This is a genomic window from Pseudoclavibacter sp. RFBG4 (genome assembly GCF_002931515.1).
Taxonomy (GTDB): domain Bacteria; phylum Actinomycetota; class Actinomycetes; order Actinomycetales; family Microbacteriaceae; genus Pseudoclavibacter.
Map to the genome: position 1 here is coordinate 16,191 of NZ_PSYC01000036.1, position 19,522 is coordinate 35,712.

The 19,522-nt window shown below is 69.3% G+C and carries 15 protein-coding genes and 1 pseudogene; 10 read left to right on the plus strand and 6 right to left on the minus strand.

The genetic code is table 11. From position 1 onward, the window contains the following. Positions 1-133 precede the first annotated feature (133 nt). On the minus strand, positions 134-1,315 hold the full coding sequence (locus C5E10_RS13905) for a Gfo/Idh/MocA family protein (protein WP_104332156.1): 1,182 nt from the start codon (positions 1,313-1,315) through the stop codon (positions 134-136). Between the two features lie 145 nt (positions 1,316-1,460). Between C5E10_RS13905 and C5E10_RS13910 the strand changes: the two genes are divergently transcribed. After that, entirely contained in the window at positions 1,461-4,037 is a 2,577-nt protein-coding gene (locus C5E10_RS13910) for an excinuclease ABC subunit UvrA (RefSeq protein WP_104332157.1), read from the plus strand. On the opposite strand, the gene C5E10_RS13915 is transcribed toward C5E10_RS13910, so the two are convergent. Further along, entirely contained in the window at positions 3,989-4,291 is a 303-nt protein-coding gene (locus C5E10_RS13915) for a twin-arginine translocase TatA/TatE family subunit (protein ID WP_104332158.1), read from the minus strand. The two genes, C5E10_RS13910 and C5E10_RS13915, sit on opposite strands and share 49 nt — an antisense overlap. Before the next feature lie 36 nt (positions 4,292-4,327). Beyond that, a complete protein-coding gene (locus C5E10_RS13920; protein ID WP_104332159.1) occupies positions 4,328-5,332 on the minus strand; it encodes an intradiol ring-cleavage dioxygenase in 1,005 nt (334 codons plus the stop codon). Between the two features lie 171 nt (positions 5,333-5,503). Between C5E10_RS13920 and C5E10_RS13925 the strand changes: the two genes are divergently transcribed. From C5E10_RS13925 to C5E10_RS13935, 3 genes are read left to right on the plus strand one after another with little or no spacing between them, the layout of a single operon-like run. After that, complete coding sequence (locus C5E10_RS13925) at positions 5,504-7,123, plus strand: phenylacetate--CoA ligase family protein (protein WP_258071145.1); 1,620 nt, start codon at positions 5,504-5,506, stop codon at positions 7,121-7,123. A gap of 3 nt (positions 7,124-7,126) precedes the next feature. Further along, on the plus strand, positions 7,127-9,175 hold the full coding sequence (locus C5E10_RS13930; RefSeq protein ID WP_104332160.1) for a hypothetical protein: 2,049 nt from the start codon (positions 7,127-7,129) through the stop codon (positions 9,173-9,175). Then, complete coding sequence (locus C5E10_RS13935; RefSeq protein WP_104332161.1) at positions 9,172-10,302, plus strand: hypothetical protein; 1,131 nt, start codon at positions 9,172-9,174, stop codon at positions 10,300-10,302. The genes C5E10_RS13930 and C5E10_RS13935 overlap by 4 nt, the downstream gene beginning before the upstream one ends. A 53-nt stretch (positions 10,303-10,355) precedes the next feature. Here C5E10_RS13935 and C5E10_RS13940 read toward each other — a convergent pair whose 3' ends face one another. Next, positions 10,356-11,294, minus strand: a complete 939-nt coding sequence (locus C5E10_RS13940; RefSeq protein ID WP_104332162.1) for an alpha/beta hydrolase — start codon at positions 11,292-11,294, stop codon at positions 10,356-10,358. 37 nt (positions 11,295-11,331) lie between these two features. Between C5E10_RS13940 and C5E10_RS13945 the strand changes: the two genes are divergently transcribed. The 4 genes from C5E10_RS13945 (at position 11,332) to C5E10_RS13960 (ending at position 15,189) form a co-directional block, all read left to right on the plus strand. Beyond that, positions 11,332-11,991 carry a hypothetical protein gene (locus C5E10_RS13945; RefSeq protein WP_104332163.1) on the plus strand — a complete coding sequence of 220 codons (660 nt, stop codon included), beginning with the start codon at positions 11,332-11,334 and terminating at the stop codon, positions 11,989-11,991. 57 nt (positions 11,992-12,048) lie between these two features. Then, the gene (locus C5E10_RS13950) at positions 12,049-13,098 is read left to right on the plus strand and encodes an aromatic acid exporter family protein (protein ID WP_181057683.1); all 1,050 of its coding nucleotides are present in this window, start codon (positions 12,049-12,051) and stop codon (positions 13,096-13,098) included. Positions 13,099-13,613: 515 nt separating this feature from the next. Next, on the plus strand, positions 13,614-14,675 hold the full coding sequence (locus tag C5E10_RS13955; protein ID WP_181062779.1) for a zinc-binding dehydrogenase: 1,062 nt from the start codon (positions 13,614-13,616) through the stop codon (positions 14,673-14,675). A 97-nt stretch (positions 14,676-14,772) separates the two neighbouring features. Then, positions 14,773-15,189, plus strand: a complete 417-nt coding sequence (locus tag C5E10_RS13960) for a cupin domain-containing protein (protein WP_104332164.1) — start codon at positions 14,773-14,775, stop codon at positions 15,187-15,189. Positions 15,190-15,383: 194 nt separating this feature from the next. On the opposite strand, the gene C5E10_RS13965 is transcribed toward C5E10_RS13960, so the two are convergent. Both C5E10_RS13965 and C5E10_RS13970 read right to left on the minus strand, forming a co-directional pair. Further along, positions 15,384-16,268 (minus strand): helix-turn-helix transcriptional regulator, encoded by an 885-nt coding sequence (locus C5E10_RS13965; RefSeq protein ID WP_104240116.1) that lies wholly within the window; start codon positions 16,266-16,268, stop codon positions 15,384-15,386. 418 nt (positions 16,269-16,686) lie between these two features. Next, positions 16,687-17,571, minus strand: a pseudogene (locus tag C5E10_RS13970) (aldo/keto reductase). A gap of 275 nt (positions 17,572-17,846) precedes the next feature. On the opposite strand from C5E10_RS13970, the gene C5E10_RS13975 reads away from it, so the two are divergent. Then, positions 17,847-18,449, plus strand: coding sequence for a PTS glucitol/sorbitol transporter subunit IIC (locus C5E10_RS13975; RefSeq protein ID WP_104240118.1), 603 nt, complete (start codon positions 17,847-17,849; stop codon positions 18,447-18,449). Further along, positions 18,446-19,522: a PTS glucitol/sorbitol transporter subunit IIB gene (locus tag C5E10_RS13980; RefSeq protein WP_104240119.1), complete on the plus strand. Its 1,077-nt coding sequence runs from the start codon at positions 18,446-18,448 to the stop codon at positions 19,520-19,522. The genes C5E10_RS13975 and C5E10_RS13980 overlap by 4 nt, the downstream gene beginning before the upstream one ends.

Genomic DNA, 19,522 nt, shown 5'->3' on the forward strand with positions numbered 1-19,522 from the left:
CCCGCAACGAAGTGACCTTCCCATCCCGAGACCCTCGCGGGCTCCGAGACTTTCTCGGGGTTCGGGACCCGGGACCCGGGACTCCGGGACTCCGGAATCGGGAGCTTCGTCGTCGGAGGCGCGGTGTCGGCGGCTACGCGCGGGCGGGCACGTCGTGCCAGCGGCCGTCCTCGATGGACGCCTCAGCTGCCTCGACGATCTGCGCGGCGACGAGCCCGTCGGCGACCGACGGTGCGACCTGCCTGCCCGTGACGACGCTCTCCAGGAACCGCGCCGCCTCGATGGTCTTGAGGTCGTCGAAGCCCATACCCGTTCCGCCGCCTGGCTGGAAGCGGTGGAATTCGCCGTGGCCGGGGGACATGTAGACGGTCGTGTAGCCGTACGGGTTCGACGAGTCGAGGCAGACCTCGAGCTCGTTGAGGCGCTGGAAGTCCCACCGCAGTGAGCCGTTGGTGCCGTACACCTCGAGGGCGTACTCGGCGCGGGGGCCGCGCATGATGCGACTGGAGTCCATGATGCCGATCGCACCGTTGTCGAAGCGCATGAGCAGGGCGGCGTAGTCCTCGTTCTCGACGGGCTTCAGATCTCCGGTTCCGGGGGCGGAGCGGTCGACGATGCCCGTGCCCGGGGCTGGGCGCTCGGTGATGAAGGTCTCGGCGGTCGCGGAGACGCTGCCGATGCGGCCGACGACGTGCTGGGCGAGGTCGAGGCCGTGCGAGAGCAGGTCGCCGAGCACGCCGGATCCGGCGCGCTCGCGCTCGAAGCGCCACGTGAGCGGTGCGAGGGCGTCGGACGAGTAGTCGGCGAGGAGCGCGCCGCGCACGTTCGTGACGCGACCGATGGCGCCATCCTCGATGAGCTGCTTCATGTGCGCGATCGCCGGTGCGTTGCGGTAGTTGAACCCGACAGCCGTGACGATGCCGGCGGCATCCACTGCGGATGCGATGCGCCGTGAGTCGGACGCGTAGCGTCCCATGGGCTTCTCGATCCAGAACGGCTTCCCGGCTTCGGCTGCCGCGATGGCCATCTCGGCGTGCAGGAAGTTGGGGGAGCAGATCGAGACGACGTCGACCTCTGGGTCGGCGAGCACTTCGTGGTAGTCGGCGACGGTGCGCTCGAAGCCGAGTCGTTCCTCTGCCTGTGAGCGGGCTTCCGGCACGGGGTCGGCGGCGACGACGAGCCGCGTCTTGATGCCGAGCTCGGGGAAGTGGTCGGGGACGGCCCGGTAGGCGCGCGAGTGGAGGCGGCCCATCCAGCCGACGCTGATGAGGCCGACGCCGATGGTGCGGGGAGTGGTGGTGGTCTGGTCGGTCATGGGAACTCCTTTGTCCAGCTTGGAGCTGTCATATGTTCGGACAACGAGACATTTCTACTCGGTGTGGTCGTGTCGTAGCTCTGCGTAACCTTGCGTTACCTGAAGCGTTCAGTTTCGGGAGGAGCGCGGGCGGCATGCTGTGTCGATGGGTTTCGCCGAGGGACAGTTGACCGCAGGGCCGCCGGATCGAGTCATCGTTCGGGGTGCCCGTGAGCACAATCTGCGCGGCGTGGACGTCGATATCCCGCGGGATGCCCTCGTCGCGTTCACGGGGGTCTCGGGTTCGGGGAAGAGCTCGCTCGCGTTCGGCACGCTGTACGCGGAGGCCCAGCGGCGGTACTTCGAGTCGGTCGCACCCTACGCACGCCGCCTCATGAACCAGGTCTCACCGCCCGACGTGGATTCGGTCGAGGGCCTGCCACCTGCGGTCGCGCTCCCGCAGCAGCGCGGAGGCGGAAGCGCGCGTTCGACGGTCGGGAGCACGTCGACGATCGCGAATGTCGTGCGCATGCTGTTCTCGAGGGTCGGCGTGTATCCCGAGGGTGCGCCGATGCTGCTCGCGGAGGACTTCTCGGCGAACACCGTGCAAGGTGCGTGCCCGAACTGCCACGGGCTCGGCCGCGTCTACGAGGTGCCCGAGTCGCTCATGATCCCGGATGCGTCGCTGAGCATCCGCGACGGGGCGATCGCCGCGTGGCCGACGGCGTGGCACGGCAAGCAGCTCCGGGACAGTCTCGTCTCGCTCGGCTACGACATCGACATCCCGTGGCGCGACGTTCCCAGCGAGCGCCGGTCGTGGCTGCTGAGCACGACGGAGAAGCCGCAGGTGCCGGTGTTCACGGGCCGGTCGCCCGCGCAGGTTCGCGCTGCGGTGGCGGCGGGCGACGAGCCCTCGTACATGAGCACGTTCGTCGGCGTGAAGCGGTACGTGCTCGATACCTTCGCCAATTCGAAGAGCGAGCGGATGCGCGAGAAGGCGGCCGCGTTCATGGAGAGCGTGCAGTGCCCGTCGTGTCGGGGCACACGGTTGAAGCCGGAGGCTCTCGCCGTGACGTTCGAGGGGCTCGACATCACGCAGCTCGCGGCGATGCCGCTGCGCGAGCTGGCCGTGCTGATGGAGCGTGTGCTCGAGCCCGGCTGGGTGCGGGAGGGGGAGGCGCTTGCCCCGGAGCAGGACCTCGCCGCGCGACGGCTGGCTGGTGAGCTGTGCGCGCGACTCGCGCCGCTCTCGGACCTTGGGCTCGGCTACCTCTCGCTCGACCGGCAGACGGGGACGCTCTCCGGCGGTGAGCTGCAGCGGCTTCGTCTCGCCAACCAGCTGCTCGCTGGGCTCTTCGGTGTCGTTTTCGTGCTCGATGAGCCCTCGGCGGGTCTGCATCCTGCCGACACGGAGGCGCTTCTCCGGATCCTGCGCGGGCTTCGTGATCGCGGCAACACGGTCTTCTACGTCGAGCATTCGCTCGACGTGATCCGCGAGGCGGACTGGATCGTCGACATTGGCCCGGGGGCAGGGGCTTCGGGCGGCCATATCGTCTACTCGGGCGCTCTCGAGGGGGTGCGGTCCGCCGAGGAATCGGTGACGCGCCGCTACCTGTTCGACTGCGAGGATTCGCCCAAGCCGAAGCTGCGTGAGGCTCGGCCCAGGGAGCAGCAGGTGGCGCTCGAGGGTGTGGTGCGCAACAACATCCGCGGACTGTCCGTGGCGTTCCCGCTCGGCTGCCTGACCGCGGTCACGGGGGTCTCGGGCTCGGGGAAGACGACGCTCGTGAACCAGGCGCTGCCCGACCTGCTGCGCGCGAGTCTGGCGAGTGAGCTGGGCGAGGCCGTCGCCGATGAGGAGCCGGATGGGGCAGACCCCATGGTCGCCGTCGCGGCGGAGACCACGCGAGGTCGAGCCATCGGACCGGCCGAGCGGCTCACGCGCATCGTGCAGGTCAGCCAGGCGCCGATCGGGCGCACGTCACGCTCGAACGTCGCGACCTACACGGGGCTGTTCGACCGCATCCGCTCCCTGTTCGCGGCGACGGATGAGGCGAAGCGCAGGAGGTACTCGGCGAGCCGATTCTCGTTCAACCTCCCCAGTGGCCGCTGCCCGACGTGCAAGGGCGAGGGGACGATGGAGGTCGAGCTGCTCTTCCTGCCCACGGTGCAGGCGCCGTGCTCGACCTGCGGCGGGAAGCGCTACAACGCGGAGACGCTGGAGATCGAGTACGAGGGGTCGTCGATCGCGGACGTGCTCGCGATGAGCGTCACCGAGGCACGGGAGAAGTTCGCCGGTCGGGCGGAGGTGCTCCAGCATCTGGACGCGCTCACCGATGTCGGGCTCGGCTACGTCTCGCTCGGACAGCCCGCGCCGGAGCTCTCGGGCGGTGAGGCGCAGCGCGTGAAGCTCGCTGCCGAGCTGCGTCGGGCTCAGCAGGGCGACACTCTCTATCTGCTCGACGAGCCGACCTCCGGGCTGCACCCCGCTGATTCCGATCGCCTCCTCGGGCATCTCCACGACCTCGTCGATCTGGGGAACACCGTCATCCTCGTCGAGCACGACATGCGCGTCGTCGCCGGAGCGGACTGGGTGATCGACATGGGGCCGGGTGCGGGGGACGAGGGCGGCGAGGTCGTCGCGCAGGGCACTCCGCAGGAGGTGGCGGCCGCCGACGGCAGCGCGACCGCCCCCTACTTGAAGCTCGCCGTGGAGCGGCTGGCGGCATCCGGGAAGCGCTGATCAGGGTCCGCTCCTCGCGGTTGGCTCGGCGTTCCTCCCTTGGGGTGACCGTCGGTGCTGACCTCCGGAGGGGTCGCCGGGGTCGCCGGGGGCGCCTCGGGCACCTCCGTATCGAGCTCTCGCACCTCCGTCTTGAGGATGCGCATCGACTGTCCGACACTCTTCGCGAGGGTGGGCAGCTTGGACGCGCCGAAGATGAGCACGATGATGGCGAGCACGGCGAGGCCGTGCCAGCCGGTGAGATTGGCGAGCATGTCGGGGCCCTTCGGTCGTCGGTGGTCGGTTGTCGATCAGTTCCCGGGTGACCCGGGTCCGCCGGAGCCGCCTGGCCCTCCGGCACCGCCACCGCCGGAGGGGGCCGCGCCTGCGGTCGGGGCGGTCGTGGTGTCGACGCGCACGGTGAGGGCGACGTTGTAGCCGCTCGTCGCATCGCCCGTGACGGTTGCGAGCTGCAGGGCTCCGCCGTCGTCGCCGAACACGTTGTCGGAGTCGAGGCTGACCTGGGCCAGGTTCGAGGCGGAGCCCGCATAGCCCGCGAGCGCGTAGACGGCGTTCGAGGCGTACTCGGGCAGCGCGACCTGCGAGGTCGAGATCGCGTTCGTGGACTCGGTGATGTCGTCGACCGTCGGGTACACCTCGAAGTGGATGTGCGGCCAGCGGCCCGTGTAGCAGGCAGGGAAGATCGACGTGAAGGTGACGCTGCCGGAGTTGTCGGCGACCTGGACCCCGCGGAGGAAGGTCTCGTTTTCGATGCCCTCGGAGTACATGGAGTAGCCACCTGTGGCGTCGCAGTGCCAGACGTAGACGGCGACGTTCTCGAAGGGCTTGTCGCCGTTCGCCATGTCGAGGATCGTGAGCGTGAGCGTCATGGGGACACCGGCAGCTGCAGTGCTGCTGCCGATGCTCGTGCGGATGTCGCTGCGAACGACCCCGGACTGCTCGAGCACATCCGCGCCGTTCGAGCCGTCGCCCGGATAGGGGCCTGCTGTCTCGTCGGGGATCTCGCTCGCGGGGAGGGCACCGGCCGCTGCCGAAGCGCTCGCGGACGGGCTGGCCGCGGCCGCTGCCGTCGCCGCGGCGGTGCCCGCAGCACCGGACCCGGCTGGGGTGCACGCGGCGAGGGCGACCGTCCCGACCCCCACCCCGAAGATGCTGAGCAGTCCGCGCCGCGACAGGAGCGTGCCGATGTCGAAGGCGACGCCCTGGTCGACGACCTCCTCGTCCGCTCGGTCGAGGAGCCTGCCCTCGTAGGCGGGTCCGTCAGGCGTGAGGTCGGGTTCGGGGATCTTGATCATGGCGGTGCTCCTGCTCTTCGTCGTGGGGTGGACGTCAGCATGAGCTGCCTGCCCAGTAGGGGGCTATGCCCTGCCTATGCCCGGGCTATGGCATTGATCCCAGGCTGAATGTCCGTGGCTCGTGCTTAGCTATGCGCACACTTCGGCGGTGGCGAGAGGCGGGGGAGCGACGTGACGCAGCAGATCGGTGTTCGGGAGTCGGGGACAGGCAGAGCGGCGAGCCCAGGACCAGCCGGCCTGCAGCGTGCATCCAAGCTGCGGCAGACGCTGCTGCGACTCGGTTCCGGTGCGCTCACGAAGACCTACGACCTCTATCACCTGCACCCGGCCATCTGGCGGTGGACCGCCCGTCACTACGTCCCGGCGATGGGCGACTTCGCGAAGTTCAACGCCTGGATGATCTGCCAGCGCGCCAACCTCGACGTGCCCGCGTACCAGCGGTGGCTGCACGAGAACGACTTCACGTTCCGGTGGTGGCAGCTCTCGAGCTACCCCGAGACGAGCAAGGACGACTACGTCAAGCGCTACACGGAAGACGAGCGCTGCTGGGGTGGGGAGATCGACACGGTCGGCACCGTGGTCGATGAGTCGAGCGGGTCGAGCGGTTCTCCCTTCAACTGGATCCGTGGGCGGCACGAGTTGAAGACCATCCACAACAATGTGGCGGGCTACATCACGCTGCTGTTCGGCACGAAGAAGCTCTTCGGCATCAACGCCTTCTCGATGGGGGCCTGGGCGACCGGCACCAACACGGGCCACGCGCTGTCGAAGATCTCGATGGTCAAGAACACCGGGCCGGACATCGACAAGATCGTCGACACCATCCGTCACTTCGGCCCGAAGTACCAGTACCTGGTGAGCGCCTACCCGCCGTTCCTGAAGCACCTGCGCGACCGGCTCGACGGCGAGGAGTGGTTCGACTGGTCGAAGCACCGACTCAACGGCTTCGTCGGAGGCGAGGCGATGACCGAGGGGCTGCGTGACTACCTGGAGGAACGCTTCGGCCGCGTGTACTCGGGGTACGGGGCATCCGACCTCACGATCGGCATGGCGGGCGAGTCCGACGCGTGCGTCTGGCTGCGCCGGGCGATGTTCGCCGACGAGCGGCTGAGGCGGGCGCTCCTCGGTGACGACGAGTCGCGCATCCCGATGGTCTTCCAGTACAACCCGCTCGAGACCTACCTCGAGACGAACGCGAGCAACGAGCTCGTCGTGACCCTCAACTCGTCCGCCGTGCTCAGCCCGAAGCTGCGCTACAACATCGGCGACGAGGCGAAGATCCTCTCGTTCCCCGAGGTGCGCGAGAAGATCGCCGAGCTCGACCCGGCGTTGTCCAGGGCGTTCCACCGCGCATTCGCGGTGCAGCGGATGAAACTGCCGTTCCTCCTGCTCTTCGGCAGGAAGGACTCGACCATCTCGTACATGGGCGCGAACCTCTATCCGATCGACATCGAGAACGGGCTCTACCGCGACAACCCGCACGCTGGCGACATCGAGTCGTTCAAGCTCGGTCTGCTGGAGCTCGACGGCCACGAGCAGCGGCCCGTCGTGCACCTCCAGCTGCGCGAGGGCGCGGCGCTCTCGAGCGAAGAGCTCGCGACGCTCAGCGAGACGACGAGGGCGGGCATCGTCGACCACCTCGCCTCCGTCTCGCGCGACTTCGCCCAGTCGCTCGACGAGGACCCGACGACGGGTGACCTCCGCATCGAGGTGCACTCCTTCGGCACGGGGCCGTTCACCGGGGGCAACGCGAAGATCAAGAACGTCTACGTCGTGAAGAACGCCGAGTAGGCCGTGTACACCACCGACTTCTCGAAGGCGCCCATCCAGGGAAGGGCGGAGGCCCTTGTCATCGTCGAGGGGCGCAGCGCCGAGCGGGAGGGCGTGATCTGGCGGCGGCGCCTCCGCGACCGTCGGGTCACGGCGGAGCTGCTGCTCTTCGAGAGCGTCGAGCGCGCCCGCCAGGTCGCCGCTCGACACGACGGGCGCACGAAGCTCCTGCTCGCCGAGACCCGCGGCTACTCGAACGGCATCTGGCGGGCCGACCCCGAGCCGCCACCCGGCGAGATGGCGCACAACCCCCGCTTCGCCCCCGTCGCCAAGGAACGGGCCGAAGGTCGCACGCCACCGCTCGTCGCCGAGCCCACGCGCAAGCCGAAGCGGCTGACGACGCCCATCCCGCCGCCTTCGCACACGATCTTCGATACCGCATCGATGTTCGTGGGTGCGACGCGATACACGACCCCGCTCGCCTGGGCAGTGACGAGTCGGATCTGGGGCCGGATGACCGGCAAGATGCGGCGCATGCCCGACTACTGCTGGCACGGCATCTACTGGGAGGCGCCGTGGACGCTCGGCACGCTGGCGAACTTCTCGACGCGCGACGCCCTCATCCGCTTCGCGAGGATGCCCGAGCACCGGCACCTCATGCAGTGGATCGTGAAGGACACCAAGAACGCCGACGCCGGGTTCATCCGACTCTTCGCGAGCGAGCAGGAGCTGGCGACCGTCGAAGGCGAAGCGGCTCACGAGGCGGATGGTCGCGGCACTGATGTGGATGCGCGCGGCCCAGTCGCAGCGGTGCCTGGCTCGGTCCTGACCACCGATGCGCTCTCAGGCCGTGCTGGGGCGAAGTCGAAGTCACGCGGGATCGAGGTGCGAGGCGTCAGTTCTGAGCTGGAGTTCCTGGAGTTCGTGGAGCTGCCGGGGCGCGTCTCAGACCCGAGCCGTGAGGTGCCAGTGCTCGAGTCGACACTGCGGTCGTGGTGGAAGGACAAGCACGCGCACGAGTCGGAGGTGGAGCTGCTGCTCGCCTACCGCGACGAAGCACCGGTCGCCCGCGCGGTGACGCACACGAGCGGCGCCCTCGACGCGAAGCTCGGATCGAGCCTGCAGTTGTTCGGCGCGGTCGCCGCGGCCGACGCGGAGGCGCTTGGAGCAATCGTCGGAGCCGTCGAGGAACGTGCCGCGAAGGCAGGTCGGCACGAGCTCCTCGGACCCGTCACCCTGCTCCCCAACCAAGTGGGCGGCGTCATCACCTCGGGCTTCGGCGAGCGGGGATTCGTCGAGGGCGCCTGGAACCCGGATTGGGTGCCAGGCGCCTACGAGGGGCTGGGCTTCACGACGTGGAACGAGTCGGCGACATGGATCGCCCGGCTCGAGCAGGGCCGCCTCGGGCAGATCGAGAGCGACGCCTTCACGGCTCCGACCGAGGCCGAACTCGAGGCCGCCGGCATCGTCATCGAACGGGCGTCGCGGTTGCGGTTCGCACGCGATGTGGCCCGCCAGCGGGAGCTCGTCAACGCCGCCTTCGCCGAGCTGCCGTACTACACGCAGATCTCGCCGGCGCAGATGCGCGAGGCAACCAGCGGGCTCGTCGCCATCATCGACCCCGCCATCTGGGTGTTCGCGCTCGACGCGAAGACGCGTGCACCACTTGGCTTCCTGCTCTGCGTGCCCGACGTGACTCGCATCGTGCAGCGTTCCTCCGGTCGTATCGGGGCGAGAGCGCTGCTCCAGATCTGGCGCCAACGGCGGGAGCCACGGGAGGCGGTGCTCACCATCCAGGGCACGGTGCCCGAGGCTCGCGGTCGCGGGATCAGCACGCTGCTGGGGCGCACCGTCGGCGAGGCACTCATCGAGGGCGGCTACACGGCGCTGCGCTCGACCTACATCGGCCTCGACAACCCCGCCTCGGCGAGGCAGCTCAGCAGGATGGGCGGGTCGGAGCTGCACAGCACGGTGTTCTACCGGCGGCCCGTGGGCTCTCGGGGCAGCCAGGGCGCAGACACAGCGATCGCGGGGCAGCAGCAGCAGGCGACGAACCAGGGGGAGCAGCCATGACCGGCATCCACACGCTGAATCAGATCATCGCCGACGCAGCGTCGGCACCGTCAGCGCACAACACCCAGCCGTGGTCGCCGCGCATGATCGGTGACGGGGCGGCCGTGGAGCTGAGGGTCTCGCGAAAGCGGACGCTTCCCGCCGCAGACCCGACCGGACGCGACACGCTGCTCGGCCTCGGCGCGTGGCTCGAGGCCTTCAGCGTCAGCGCCGCAGCGCACGGCGTGGCCTTCGACGTCGAGCTCCTCCCCGCGCTTGCCGACCCGGAAGCGATCGTGCAGGCCAGAAGCGACGAACCGGTGCTTCGCATCCAGCTGCACCACGACACCGTGTCTTCGACCGGCGGCGACACGACACAGCCCGCCGAGTCTGCGTTCGACCCCGACTCCGAGCGACGGATGCTCGCCGCACGCAAGACCGTGCGCAGCGGGCTCGAGCCCGCGCGCGGTCTGGTGCTCGAACTCTCCGGCTCGCTCCCCGAGTGGCTGCGGCTCGTTCCCGTCGATGCCGACGACCTGCGGCACTTCTCGTCTCTCGGCACGGCCGACACCCTGCGAGAGCCGGCTGTGGCGCGCGAGCTCGCGCACTGGCTGCGGCTCCACCCCTCGCATCCGCGCTACACGGTCGACGGGCTGAACGACAAGGCGCTCGGCATCCCGGCGTTCGCCACCCGGGTCGCTTCGGCGTTCACCAGGAGGCGGCGCCTCCGAGACGCTGCAGTCGGCGTCACCGCACCGCTCGGCGAGCTATGGCGTCGCGTGCTGCTCGAGGTGCCAGTGTCGGCCGCCGACGAAGACGCCCCCGCCGAGGCGACGGCCTTCGTGCTCGTCGCCGACACCAAGCTGCTCGACCTCGGCTCTGGGGCGGAGATCACGCGGGTACTCAACTCCCCGCTCGGGCTGCCACCGGCCCGAGTGCTCGAAGCTGGTCAGGCGCTCCTGCGCCTCTGGCTGCGTGCGACCGCGCGCGGGGCGGCCTTCGCGCCAGCCTCGGAGGTCATCGACTCGTCGCTCGCGCAGGGCGAGCTGCGCTACCGGCTCGGCCTCTCCCGCCGCGACGTGCCGCTGTTCGTCACGCGCGTCGGAGTTCCGAGCGACCCACACCCGCCCCGGGCACCGCGACGCTGAACAGCGCCGCGCGGCGCGGAACGCGTCGTCCGCTCGGGGCCACTCGAGTCCGCTCAGTCGAGGCGCCGCATCCACTCGCTGATCAGGTCGATGCCGCGCGTGAAGGCCGGGTCGCGCGGCCGGTTGAGGAAGGCGTGCGCACTCCCGGGGATCACGCGGTACTCGGTGTCGACACCGGCTGCGGCGAGCTCGCGTGCGAACGACGAACCGGATGCGCGCATCGCGTCGCGGTCCGCGTCCACCACTAGCGAGGGCGGGAGGCCCGTCAGGTCGTGTCCGCCGGGGAACGCGTCCGGACGTGAGAGCACGTCCTCGCTCCCCGCGTAGTTGAGGTTCATGGCACCGATGAGCCAGGGAGTGTGGACGTAGCGGCGGCTCCCGCGCAGTCGGCTCAGCAGCTCGGAGGACCGGGTCGGCAGCTGCGCGTGGAACGTCCCGTAGGTCAGGAACAGGCCCCGCACGGGCGAGCGCTCGGCCCGCGCGAGCCGGTACGCCGCCGCCGCCGCGAGGCACGCACCGGCACTTGCCCCGCCGAGCACCACGTCACGACCCGACCGGGAGGCGACAGCCTCGACGACCGCGAGCACGTCGTCGAGCGGCACCGGGAAGCGCACATCGGGGCGCCGGTCGCGTTCCGACCGAGCCGAGCGTCCCGACTGGGTCGCGCGTCCCGACCGCTCCGGGCGCTGCGCGGACCCGGACGCTTCGCGTTGGGCCCGGTCGCGCCCGCCGAGCGTCACAAGCCGGTAGTCGACGGTCGTCACCTCGAACCCCGCGCGCGCCAGCGCGAGCCCGACCTCATGCGTCTCCGGCTGGTCGAGGCCGCCGGAATAGAAGCCGCCGCCGTGCAGCCAGATCACCGGCGAACTCGAGAGCCGGGCAGGGCCCGCGGCGGGCGCGTAGGAACGGACCGGCACCGGGCCGTTCGGGCCAGCGACGGCGGAACCCGTCGCATCCACCCCGTGCGGTGCAGTCGGCGAGCGTCTCGGCATCCGCCCACCATACGGGCACACGCTCTAGGCTCTTCGAATGCACGAGCTACGCCTCTCCCCGGAAACCCAGCGCCGTGCCGTCGCGCTGAACATGCGGCAGTCCTGGATCAGCCTCGGAATGCTCGCCCCGCTCCTGCTGATCCTCACCGTCCTCTTCTCGCTGCAGGATTTCTGGCTCGGCTTCGGCTACGGCGCACTGATCGTCGTCCTCCTCGGGGGCTCCGTGCCGCTCTCCATCTGGCTCGCGCGCAAGTCGATGCGCGAGACCTACATCCGCTTCGGCGACGGCTGGATCGAGCACAAGTGGATGTTCCGCACCCGCCGGTTCGCGGCGGCCGAGGCCACCAGCGTCGTCACGGTCGACAGGATGTCATTCGGCGGCTTCTCCGGACCTCCCACCCATCACCTCATCGTGACGGGCCACGACCGCCGCCTGCTGATCCTCGTCGGGCAGATGTGGAGCACGCAGCAGCTCACGGCGATCATGCAGGACCTCTCGAGCCGGGGCGTGCCGTGGATGTCCGTCCCCGAGCTCGTCACGCCGCCGCAGCTGCGCCAGCGGGACCCTCGCCTCGTGCCGTGGTGGCAGGCGCACCCGGTCGCCCTCGCCCTGCTGATCGCCGGCGGCGTCTTCGTGTTCGTCATCCTGCTGCTCATCGTCCTGGCCTTGGTCATCTTCACGGCGACCACGTCCTGACCGAGGCTCCTGGCACTCGCTGAGGATCGTCTCCGGCCCGCGGCTTACGCTGAGTCAGTGCGCTCCCTCTCCCGTCTCACCGGCCTCGACCGGATTCAGGCGAGCAAGCGCGTGCCCGCACTGCAGGTCGCGAAGACCGCCATCGCGGCGGTGGGTGCCTGGCTGCTCGCGGGGTGGCTCATTCCTGGCCCGCTGCCGGTGTTCGCGGCCGTCGCCGCGCTGCTCGTCGTGCAGCCGAGCGTCAACCAGTCGTTCGCGAAAGCGCTCGAGCGAAGCGCCGGCGTCGTCATCGGCGTCGCCGTCGCGAGCGCCATCTCGCTTGTCCTCGGCCCCCAGTCGTGGGTGATCCTCCTCGCGATCGTCGTCGCCATGATCGTCGCCTGGCTGCTGCGCATGACCGCGACGACCAGCAACCAGGTCGCCATCAGCGCCATGCTCGTGCTCGCGCTCGGCGCATCCACGCCCGAGTACGCGCTCGACCGCATCCTCGAGACCCTCATCGGCGCGGCTTTCGGGCTGCTCGTGAACGCCATCATCCTGCCGCCCGTGCTCGTCGGGCCGGCGCAGCGCGACACCGCGATGCTCGGCAATGAGATCGCCGCGTCGTTGGAGCGACTCGCCGACGCCATCGAGCAGCCGCAGACCGCCGCGAGCCTCACCGAGATGCTCCTCAAGGCGCGCCTGCTGCGCCCCATGGCGGGGGCCGCAGAGAACTCCATCGCCGACGGCCTGGAGTCCCTCGCTTTCAACCCGCGCAAGTCGAGCCACCACGAGGAGCTCGTAGAGTGCCGCCAGCTCCTCGACCGCTTCCGCCCGATCGTCACACAGCTCACCGGCATGACCCGCGCCGTCGCAGAGCATTGGGAGCCGACCCTCGCGGACGAGCCGCAGGCCATCGCGATCGCCGAGCAGCTCCGACGGGCAGCCCACGACACGCGCATCCTCATCCCGAGCGAGCCCGGAGAGCCCCGCGGGTTCATCCTCGAACCGCCCGCCCTCACCGCCCCGCTGGTCGTCTCGGCACCCAAGGGCGGCAGCTGGGTGCTCATCGGCTCCCTCATCGAAGACCTCCGCCGCATCCACGAGGGGCTCACCGCCGACGCGTAGCGGCGGTGCACCCCCTCCGCCTTCGCGCGGTCTATCGTCCGGGCTCGCTTGGCCGGGACTCTCGCCGTGCGCTGTCCAAGATCAGTGCAATGTCGGCCCCGGAGGCTCGAAACCCCCTGGCAGAGCCCGACTTCGCACAGATGCTGGACACGGAGCGCTGGCACGGACCTTCCGTGACGCAGGTCGCTTGTGCCGACGCATCCCCTGCCAACCCCTGCCGCACCTCTCGCCCAACTCCGCCGCTCAGTCTCGCTGGGCGGAGGCTCTCATCCTGTGCTGTCCACGACCAGTGCAATATCCGCGACGCGGATGCGGGCGGCCGTGAAAGCGCCCGTTTCTGCACTGATGTTGGTCACCCGCCGCCGCGCGCCGTGGCAGGGCATGCCAGTACCTGGCACACCTGCCCCTCCCGGGCGCAGGCTGGTAGCGATCCAATGGAGGAACGGCGGCGGCCGGTGCTCTCGACGAGGGCGGCGGGCGCGCTGCCGTTCCCGGAAGCGCAACGAGAGGCACCCATGAAGGCCACATTCATGTACGCGGCGGGCGACGTCCGAGTCGAGACCGTCGCCGACCCGACCATCCAGCAGCCCACCGACGCGATCGTTCGCGTCACGCAGGCGTGTATCTGCGGCTCGGACCTGCATCCGTATCACTCGATGCAGGCGAGCGAACAGGGGTCCCCGATGGGACACGAGCTCATCGGCATCGTCGAGGAGATCGGCGCGGTCGTCACGACCCTGAAGGTCGGCGACTTCGTCATCGCGCCGTTCGCGTTCCAGGACAACACGTGCGTGTTCTGCCGCGAGGGTGTGCAGACGTCGTGCCTCCACGGCGGCTTCTACGGAAGCCCCGAGGTCGGCGGTCTGCAGGCGGAGTTCGCCCGTATCCCGCAGGCCGACGGCAGCCTGGTCGTCGTGCCCGGCGTCGACGCTGCAGCGCTCGGCCGCGGGCAGAGCGCTGAGCTCACCGCGAGCCTGCTGACGCTGTCCGACGTGTACCTGACCGGCTACCACGCAGCCCACATGGGTCGTGTCGAAGGCGGCAAGACCGTCACCGTCATCGGTGACGGCGCCGTCGGGCTCTCGGCTGTGCTCGCCGCCAAGCAGCTCGGCGCCGAGCGCATCATCCTCATGGGTCGGCACACCTCGCGCACCGACCTCGGCATCGAGTTCGGCGCAACCGACGTCGTCGCCGAGCGTGGTGACGACGGCATCGCGCAGGTCATGGACCTCACGAACGGCGAGGGCAGCCACGTCGTGCTCGAAGCAGTCGGGCACATGCCCGCCTACGAGCAGGCCTACGGCATCGTGCGCCCTGGCGGCGTCATCTCCCGGGTCGGTGTGCCGCAGTACGAGGAAGCGCCCATCGGCTTCGGTTCGCTCTTCGGCAAGAACGTCACCCTCACCGGCGGGCCCGCGCCCGTCCGCGCCTACATGGAACCGGCTATCCAGCAGGTGCTGAACGGCGACATCAACCCCGGCCTCGTCTTCGACCGCACGATCGGCATCGACGAGGTGCCGGCCGGCTACGCCGCCATGGATGCGCGCGAAGCCCTCAAGGTGCTCGTCCAGATGTAGGCGCCAGCGGCCGCGCACGCTCACCGTGCACGCTCACCGCGTGCGCGGCCGCGCACGAACCCGAAATGCGTGATCGATTGTCGAGAGGAACACCCTCATGAGCACAGAACTCCAGCCCAAGGCCCCCACGAACAAGGGCCCAGCCGAGTGGTTCACCGGCGACGTCTACTTCAACGCCTACTACGCGGGCACCGAGCCGTCGCGCACCCGCCTCAACCTGGTGCGCTTCACACCGGGCGCGCACACGGCCTGGCACCGGCATGCGGTCGGCCAGACCCTGCACGTCACCGAGGGGTACGGCTACGTGCAGTCGCGTGGTGAGGAGCTCATCGAGCTGCGCCCGGGCGACACCGTCTACACCCCGGCCGGCGAGTGGCACTGGCATGGAGCATCCGCCGACAACTTCATGTGCCACCTCGCGCTCTGGGAAGCTCCAGGTGCTGACTCCGACGAGCCCGAGACGGTCTGGGGTGAGCTGCTCACGCCGGAGGAATACCCGCAGAGCGAGTGGTGAGCGGGCGCACGCGCGACGGCTGGCAGGGCCTCACGCGCCGCTCGGCCACCCGCTGACCCGCCGCCGCCCCGCCCCGCGCCTCCGCGAACGTGAGCCAGACGCATCCAGAACCCTTGTGGGCGGATGCGTCTGGCTCACTTTCGCGCGCGTACGAGGGGCGTGCAGCAGGGCGGCAACAGGCAGCCAGCTCGCGTCTACTGCTGCTGGAAGGCTGCCTGCGCTTCGACGGGGAACTCCGTCGCCGCCCAGGAGGCGAGCATCCGCAAGCCGTCGGCGCTGGGGCTTCCCTCGGCGGCCGTGTAGACGTTCATCGTGAGGCCGGGCTCGCTCGGCAGCGGCAGCGACTCGAAGTTGAGCTCGAGCAAGCCGACGACCGGGTGGTTCAGGCGCTTCACGCCGCTGCGGTGGAACTTCACGTCCTTTGCCGCCCACATCTCGCGGAACAGTTCGCTCTGCGTCGACAGCTCTCCGATGAGCTGATGCAGCTGAGGGTCGTGGGGGTTCCTGCCCGCTTCCATCCGCAGCATGGATGCCGCGTCGGCGGCGATGCGGTCGAAGTCCGGCCAGAAGTCGCGGGCCGCCGGATTCAGGTAGATGTACCTCGTCGTGTTGACGGGCCGGCGAGGGTCGTCGAAGACGGGGGAGTAGAGCGCCCGGCCGAGGCGGTTGGCCGCGAGGACGTCGTGTCGGTCGTTGCGCACCCACGCGGGAGCCTCGGAGAATGCGTCGAGCATCTGCCGGACCGAGGCGCGCAGCTCGCCGCCGCCCCGCTTCCTCGACACTCGCCTGGGCGGAGCGCTCGCCCGTGCGAGGTTGAACAGGTGCTCGCGCTCGGCCTCGTCGAGCTGCAGCGTCGACGCGATGGCATCGAGCACGCTTTCCGAGGCGCCCGACAGGTTGCCGCGCTCGAGCCGCACGTAGTAGTCAACGGAGACGCCGGCGAGCATCGCGACCTCTTCGCGCCGCAGTCCCGCGACGCGGCGGTTCCCTCCGTAGGCCGGCAGGCCTGCCTGCTCGGGGGTGATCTTCGCCCGGCGGGAGCTGAGGAACTCCTTCACCTGCTCGCGCACATCGTTCATGTGTCCAAGCTACGCCCGCGGGCTCGAGCGAGGGAGGCCCCGCGAGTACCTGGTGGTGGTTGCAGACGCGCCGCTGTCCAACTTCAGTGCAGATTCCGGCGGGAACGCGAGCGGAACGCCCGGTGGAGCTGATTCTGCACTGAAGTTGGACAGGGGCGGAGCCAAGCCAGCCTGGGCCTCGGCCCGGGCGTCGGCGTCGGCCCGGGAGCCTGCCCGGCCCCGACTCGGCTGACGACGGGTGGCTGGCCAACTTCCGGGACCAGATCGGCTCAGGCGCGCGGTTTGGGCCTGCGCGGGCGTTCTTGTCCCGGAAGTTTGACACCCGCGAGGGGGGGGTCAGCGCTGAGAGGCGCGCGGCCGCACGGATCAGGCCGCACGGATCAGGACGCACCGGTCAGGCCGCGGGCGGCCGCACCGATCAGGCCTCGGGGATGGGCATGCCGTAGGCCTCCAGCGTCAGCGACTCGGGCTCGGGCCCGCGGCGCACGCCCTTGTCGAGGGCGCCGATCTGGGCGACCTCGTCGGGCGTGAGCTCGAAGCCGAAGATGTCGAAGTTCTCGGCGATGCGATGCGGCTTGACCGACTTGGGGATCACCGAGCGGCCCTCCTGCACGTGCCAGCGCAGCATGACCTGCGCGGGGCTCTTGCCGTGGGCGTCCGCGATGGCGCGGATCGTCGTGTCTTCCAGCGTGCTTCCGCCATCGCCCTCGCGGTAGAACGTGATGCCGCCGATGGGCGACCAGGCCTGGTCGAGGATGCCGTGGCGCGCATCCGCTTCCTGCACGTCCTTCTGCTGGAAGTAGGGGTGCAGCTCGATCTGGTTGAGGGTCGGCACGATGTCGGTCGCGTCGAGCAGCCGGTCGAGGTGGTCTGGCATGAAGTTGCTGACGCCGATGGCGCGCACCTTGCCGTCGGCGTAGAGCCGTTCGAGGGCACGGTAGGCGCCGATCGTCTTCTCCCAGTCGGTGGGGAGCGGCTGGTGGAGGATGAGCAGGTCCAGCTGCTCGAGGCCGAGCTTGCGGGCCGACTTGTCGAAGGCGTGGAGGGTCTCGTCGAAGCCGTAGTCGCTGATCCAGACCTTGGTCTCGACGAAGATCTCGTCGCGGGGCACTCCGGATGCGGCGATCGCCTGGCCGACTTCCCGCTCGTTGCCTTAGGCGGCGGCGGTGTCGATGTGGCGGTAGCCGACGCGCAGGGCTTCGGCGACGGCGGCTGCGGTCTCCTCGGGTGCGGACTGGTAGACGCCGAAGCCGATGCTGGGCAGTTCGACGCCGTTGTTCAGGGTGAGGTTCGTGGTGCTCATGCTGGAAACGCTACGTCTGGCGGCTGAGGGGTGACAGGTTCTGACAGAACCTGTCAGTCGAACCGAAGCCGTTTCGGATGGGTGAAAACCCGCACTTGCGCACGGGGTCCCGCATGCCTACACTTTCGGCAGGTGCACAAACGATCATATCTATTTGCAACTTCGTGCACACCCCGACAAAGGAGTCAGAACATGCGGTTTACGTCGCCGCTTGCCGCCCCCGCGGCCAGCACAGTCGAGCACAGCTCGACGACCATGTCGGGAGGGCAGCCGGCATGGAAGTAATCACCTGGATCGCCGAGAACTTCATCGGCCTCTTCAACGCCTCCGCCGAGAGCCTCATGGGCCTCATCACGGGCATCCTCCCCCTGCTTCTCGTGCTGCTCACGGCAATGTACGCCGTCACCACGTGGATCGGCGAGGAGCGCGTCACGCGCGCCGTCCGCTGGGCTGGCAAGTACGCGATCACTCGCTACACGGTCATGCCGATCATCGCGGTCATCATGCTGACGAACCCCATGGCCTACACGTTCGGCCGCTTCCTCCCCGAGCGCTACAAGCCGGCCTTCTACGACTCCGCAGTGTCGTTCGTGCACCCGGTCACGGCGTTCCTGCCTCACGCCAACGCGGGTGAGCTCTTCGTCTGGACGGGCATCTCCGCCGGTGTCCTCTCCATCGCGCCGGACAAGTACGCGACCCTCGCGGCCCTGTACTTCATGGTCGGCATCGTCGTCATCTTCATCCGCGGCATAACGACGCAGTGGATCACGAAGATCCTCATCAAGCGCGGCGGACACGAGGCGACGTTCGCTCGCTTCGACGAGATGTATGCAGAGGGCCACCTCCAGGGCTCCAAGAGCGAAGGTGGTGTCCTGTGAGCACAGACGCTGAGAACACGAACGCCAACTCGGCCGACGGGGGCGCGAGCACCGCGGACTACAAGGGCGTCAAGGTCAACCGCGGTCGCGGCGGCTGGGGCGACGGGCTGACGCTCGTCCCCAATGCCGAGAAGAACATCGTCCTGTCGGTCACGGGCGGTGGCATCCACCCGGTCGCCCAGAAGATCGCAGAGCTCACGGGCGCTGAGGCCGTCGACGGCTTCAAGAACAACGTGCCGGACGCGAACGTGCTCTGCGCGGTCATCAACTGCGGTGGCACGGCGCGCATCGGCGTGTACCCGAAGAAGCGCATCCCGACGGTGGATGTGTACCCCGGCGAACCTGGCGGCCCGCTCGCCCAGTTCATCACCGAGGACATCTTCGTCTCCGACGTCGCCCCTCGTGACGTGGTCGCGCTCGACGCGGCGGCAACGGCAGCAGCTGGTGCCCCGGCCGCAGCCGAGGCGCCCAGCCTGAGCCCGGAAGAGGTCGCCGCGAAGGCCAAGGCGGATGCACGCGCCAGGGTCGCAGCGCAGGGAAGCGGATTCACGGGCTTCGTCGTGAAGTTCGGAAACGCCATCGGCTACTTCATCAACACGCTGCTCTCCTCGGGCCGCCAGGCGATCAAGCTGACCCTCAACACGATCCTGCCGTTCATGGCGTACGTCTCGCTCCTCATCGGAGTCGTCACGTACACGGGCGCTTCGGACTTCATCGCCAACGCGGTGTCCCCGCTGGCCTCGAACCCGATCGGCCTGATCCTGCTCGGCGTCATCACGGGTCTCCCGTTCCTGTCGCCGATCCTCGGCCCAGGTGCCGCGATCGCCCAGGTCGTCGGCGTGCTCATGGGAACTCAGATCGCGGCAGGCGCGCTGCCGGTGCAGTACGCACTGCCGACGCTCTTCGCGGTGAACGGCCAGGTCGGCTGTGACTTCATCCCCGTCGGTCTCTCCCTCGGTGAGGCTGAGCCGGAGACGGTCGCGGTCGGTGTCCCCGCCGTGCTGTTCTCCAGGCAGATCACGTCGCCCCTCGCGGTTGTGCTCGCCTACTTCGCCTCCTTCCTCCTCATCTAG

Coding starts and splice junctions, on each gene's coding strand:
- C5E10_RS13905 (WP_104332156.1), bottom strand. CDS start 1,315: ATGACCGACCAGACCACCACCACTCCCCGCACCATCGGCGTCGGCCTC.
- C5E10_RS13910 (WP_104332157.1), top strand. CDS start 1,461: ATGGGTTTCGCCGAGGGACAGTTGACCGCAGGGCCGCCGGATCGAGTC.
- C5E10_RS13915 (WP_104332158.1), bottom strand. CDS start 4,291: ATGCTCGCCAATCTCACCGGCTGGCACGGCCTCGCCGTGCTCGCCATC.
- C5E10_RS13920 (WP_104332159.1), bottom strand. CDS start 5,332: ATGATCAAGATCCCCGAACCCGACCTCACGCCTGACGGACCCGCCTAC.
- C5E10_RS13935 (WP_104332161.1), top strand. CDS start 9,172: ATGACCGGCATCCACACGCTGAATCAGATCATCGCCGACGCAGCGTCG.
- C5E10_RS13940 (WP_104332162.1), bottom strand. CDS start 11,294: ATGCCGAGACGCTCGCCGACTGCACCGCACGGGGTGGATGCGACGGGT.
- C5E10_RS13945 (WP_104332163.1), top strand. CDS start 11,332: ATGCACGAGCTACGCCTCTCCCCGGAAACCCAGCGCCGTGCCGTCGCG.
- C5E10_RS13955 (WP_181062779.1), top strand. CDS start 13,614: ATGAAGGCCACATTCATGTACGCGGCGGGCGACGTCCGAGTCGAGACC.
- C5E10_RS13960 (WP_104332164.1), top strand. CDS start 14,773: ATGAGCACAGAACTCCAGCCCAAGGCCCCCACGAACAAGGGCCCAGCC.
- C5E10_RS13965 (WP_104240116.1), bottom strand. CDS start 16,268: ATGAACGATGTGCGCGAGCAGGTGAAGGAGTTCCTCAGCTCCCGCCGG.
- C5E10_RS13975 (WP_104240118.1), top strand. CDS start 17,847: ATGGAAGTAATCACCTGGATCGCCGAGAACTTCATCGGCCTCTTCAAC.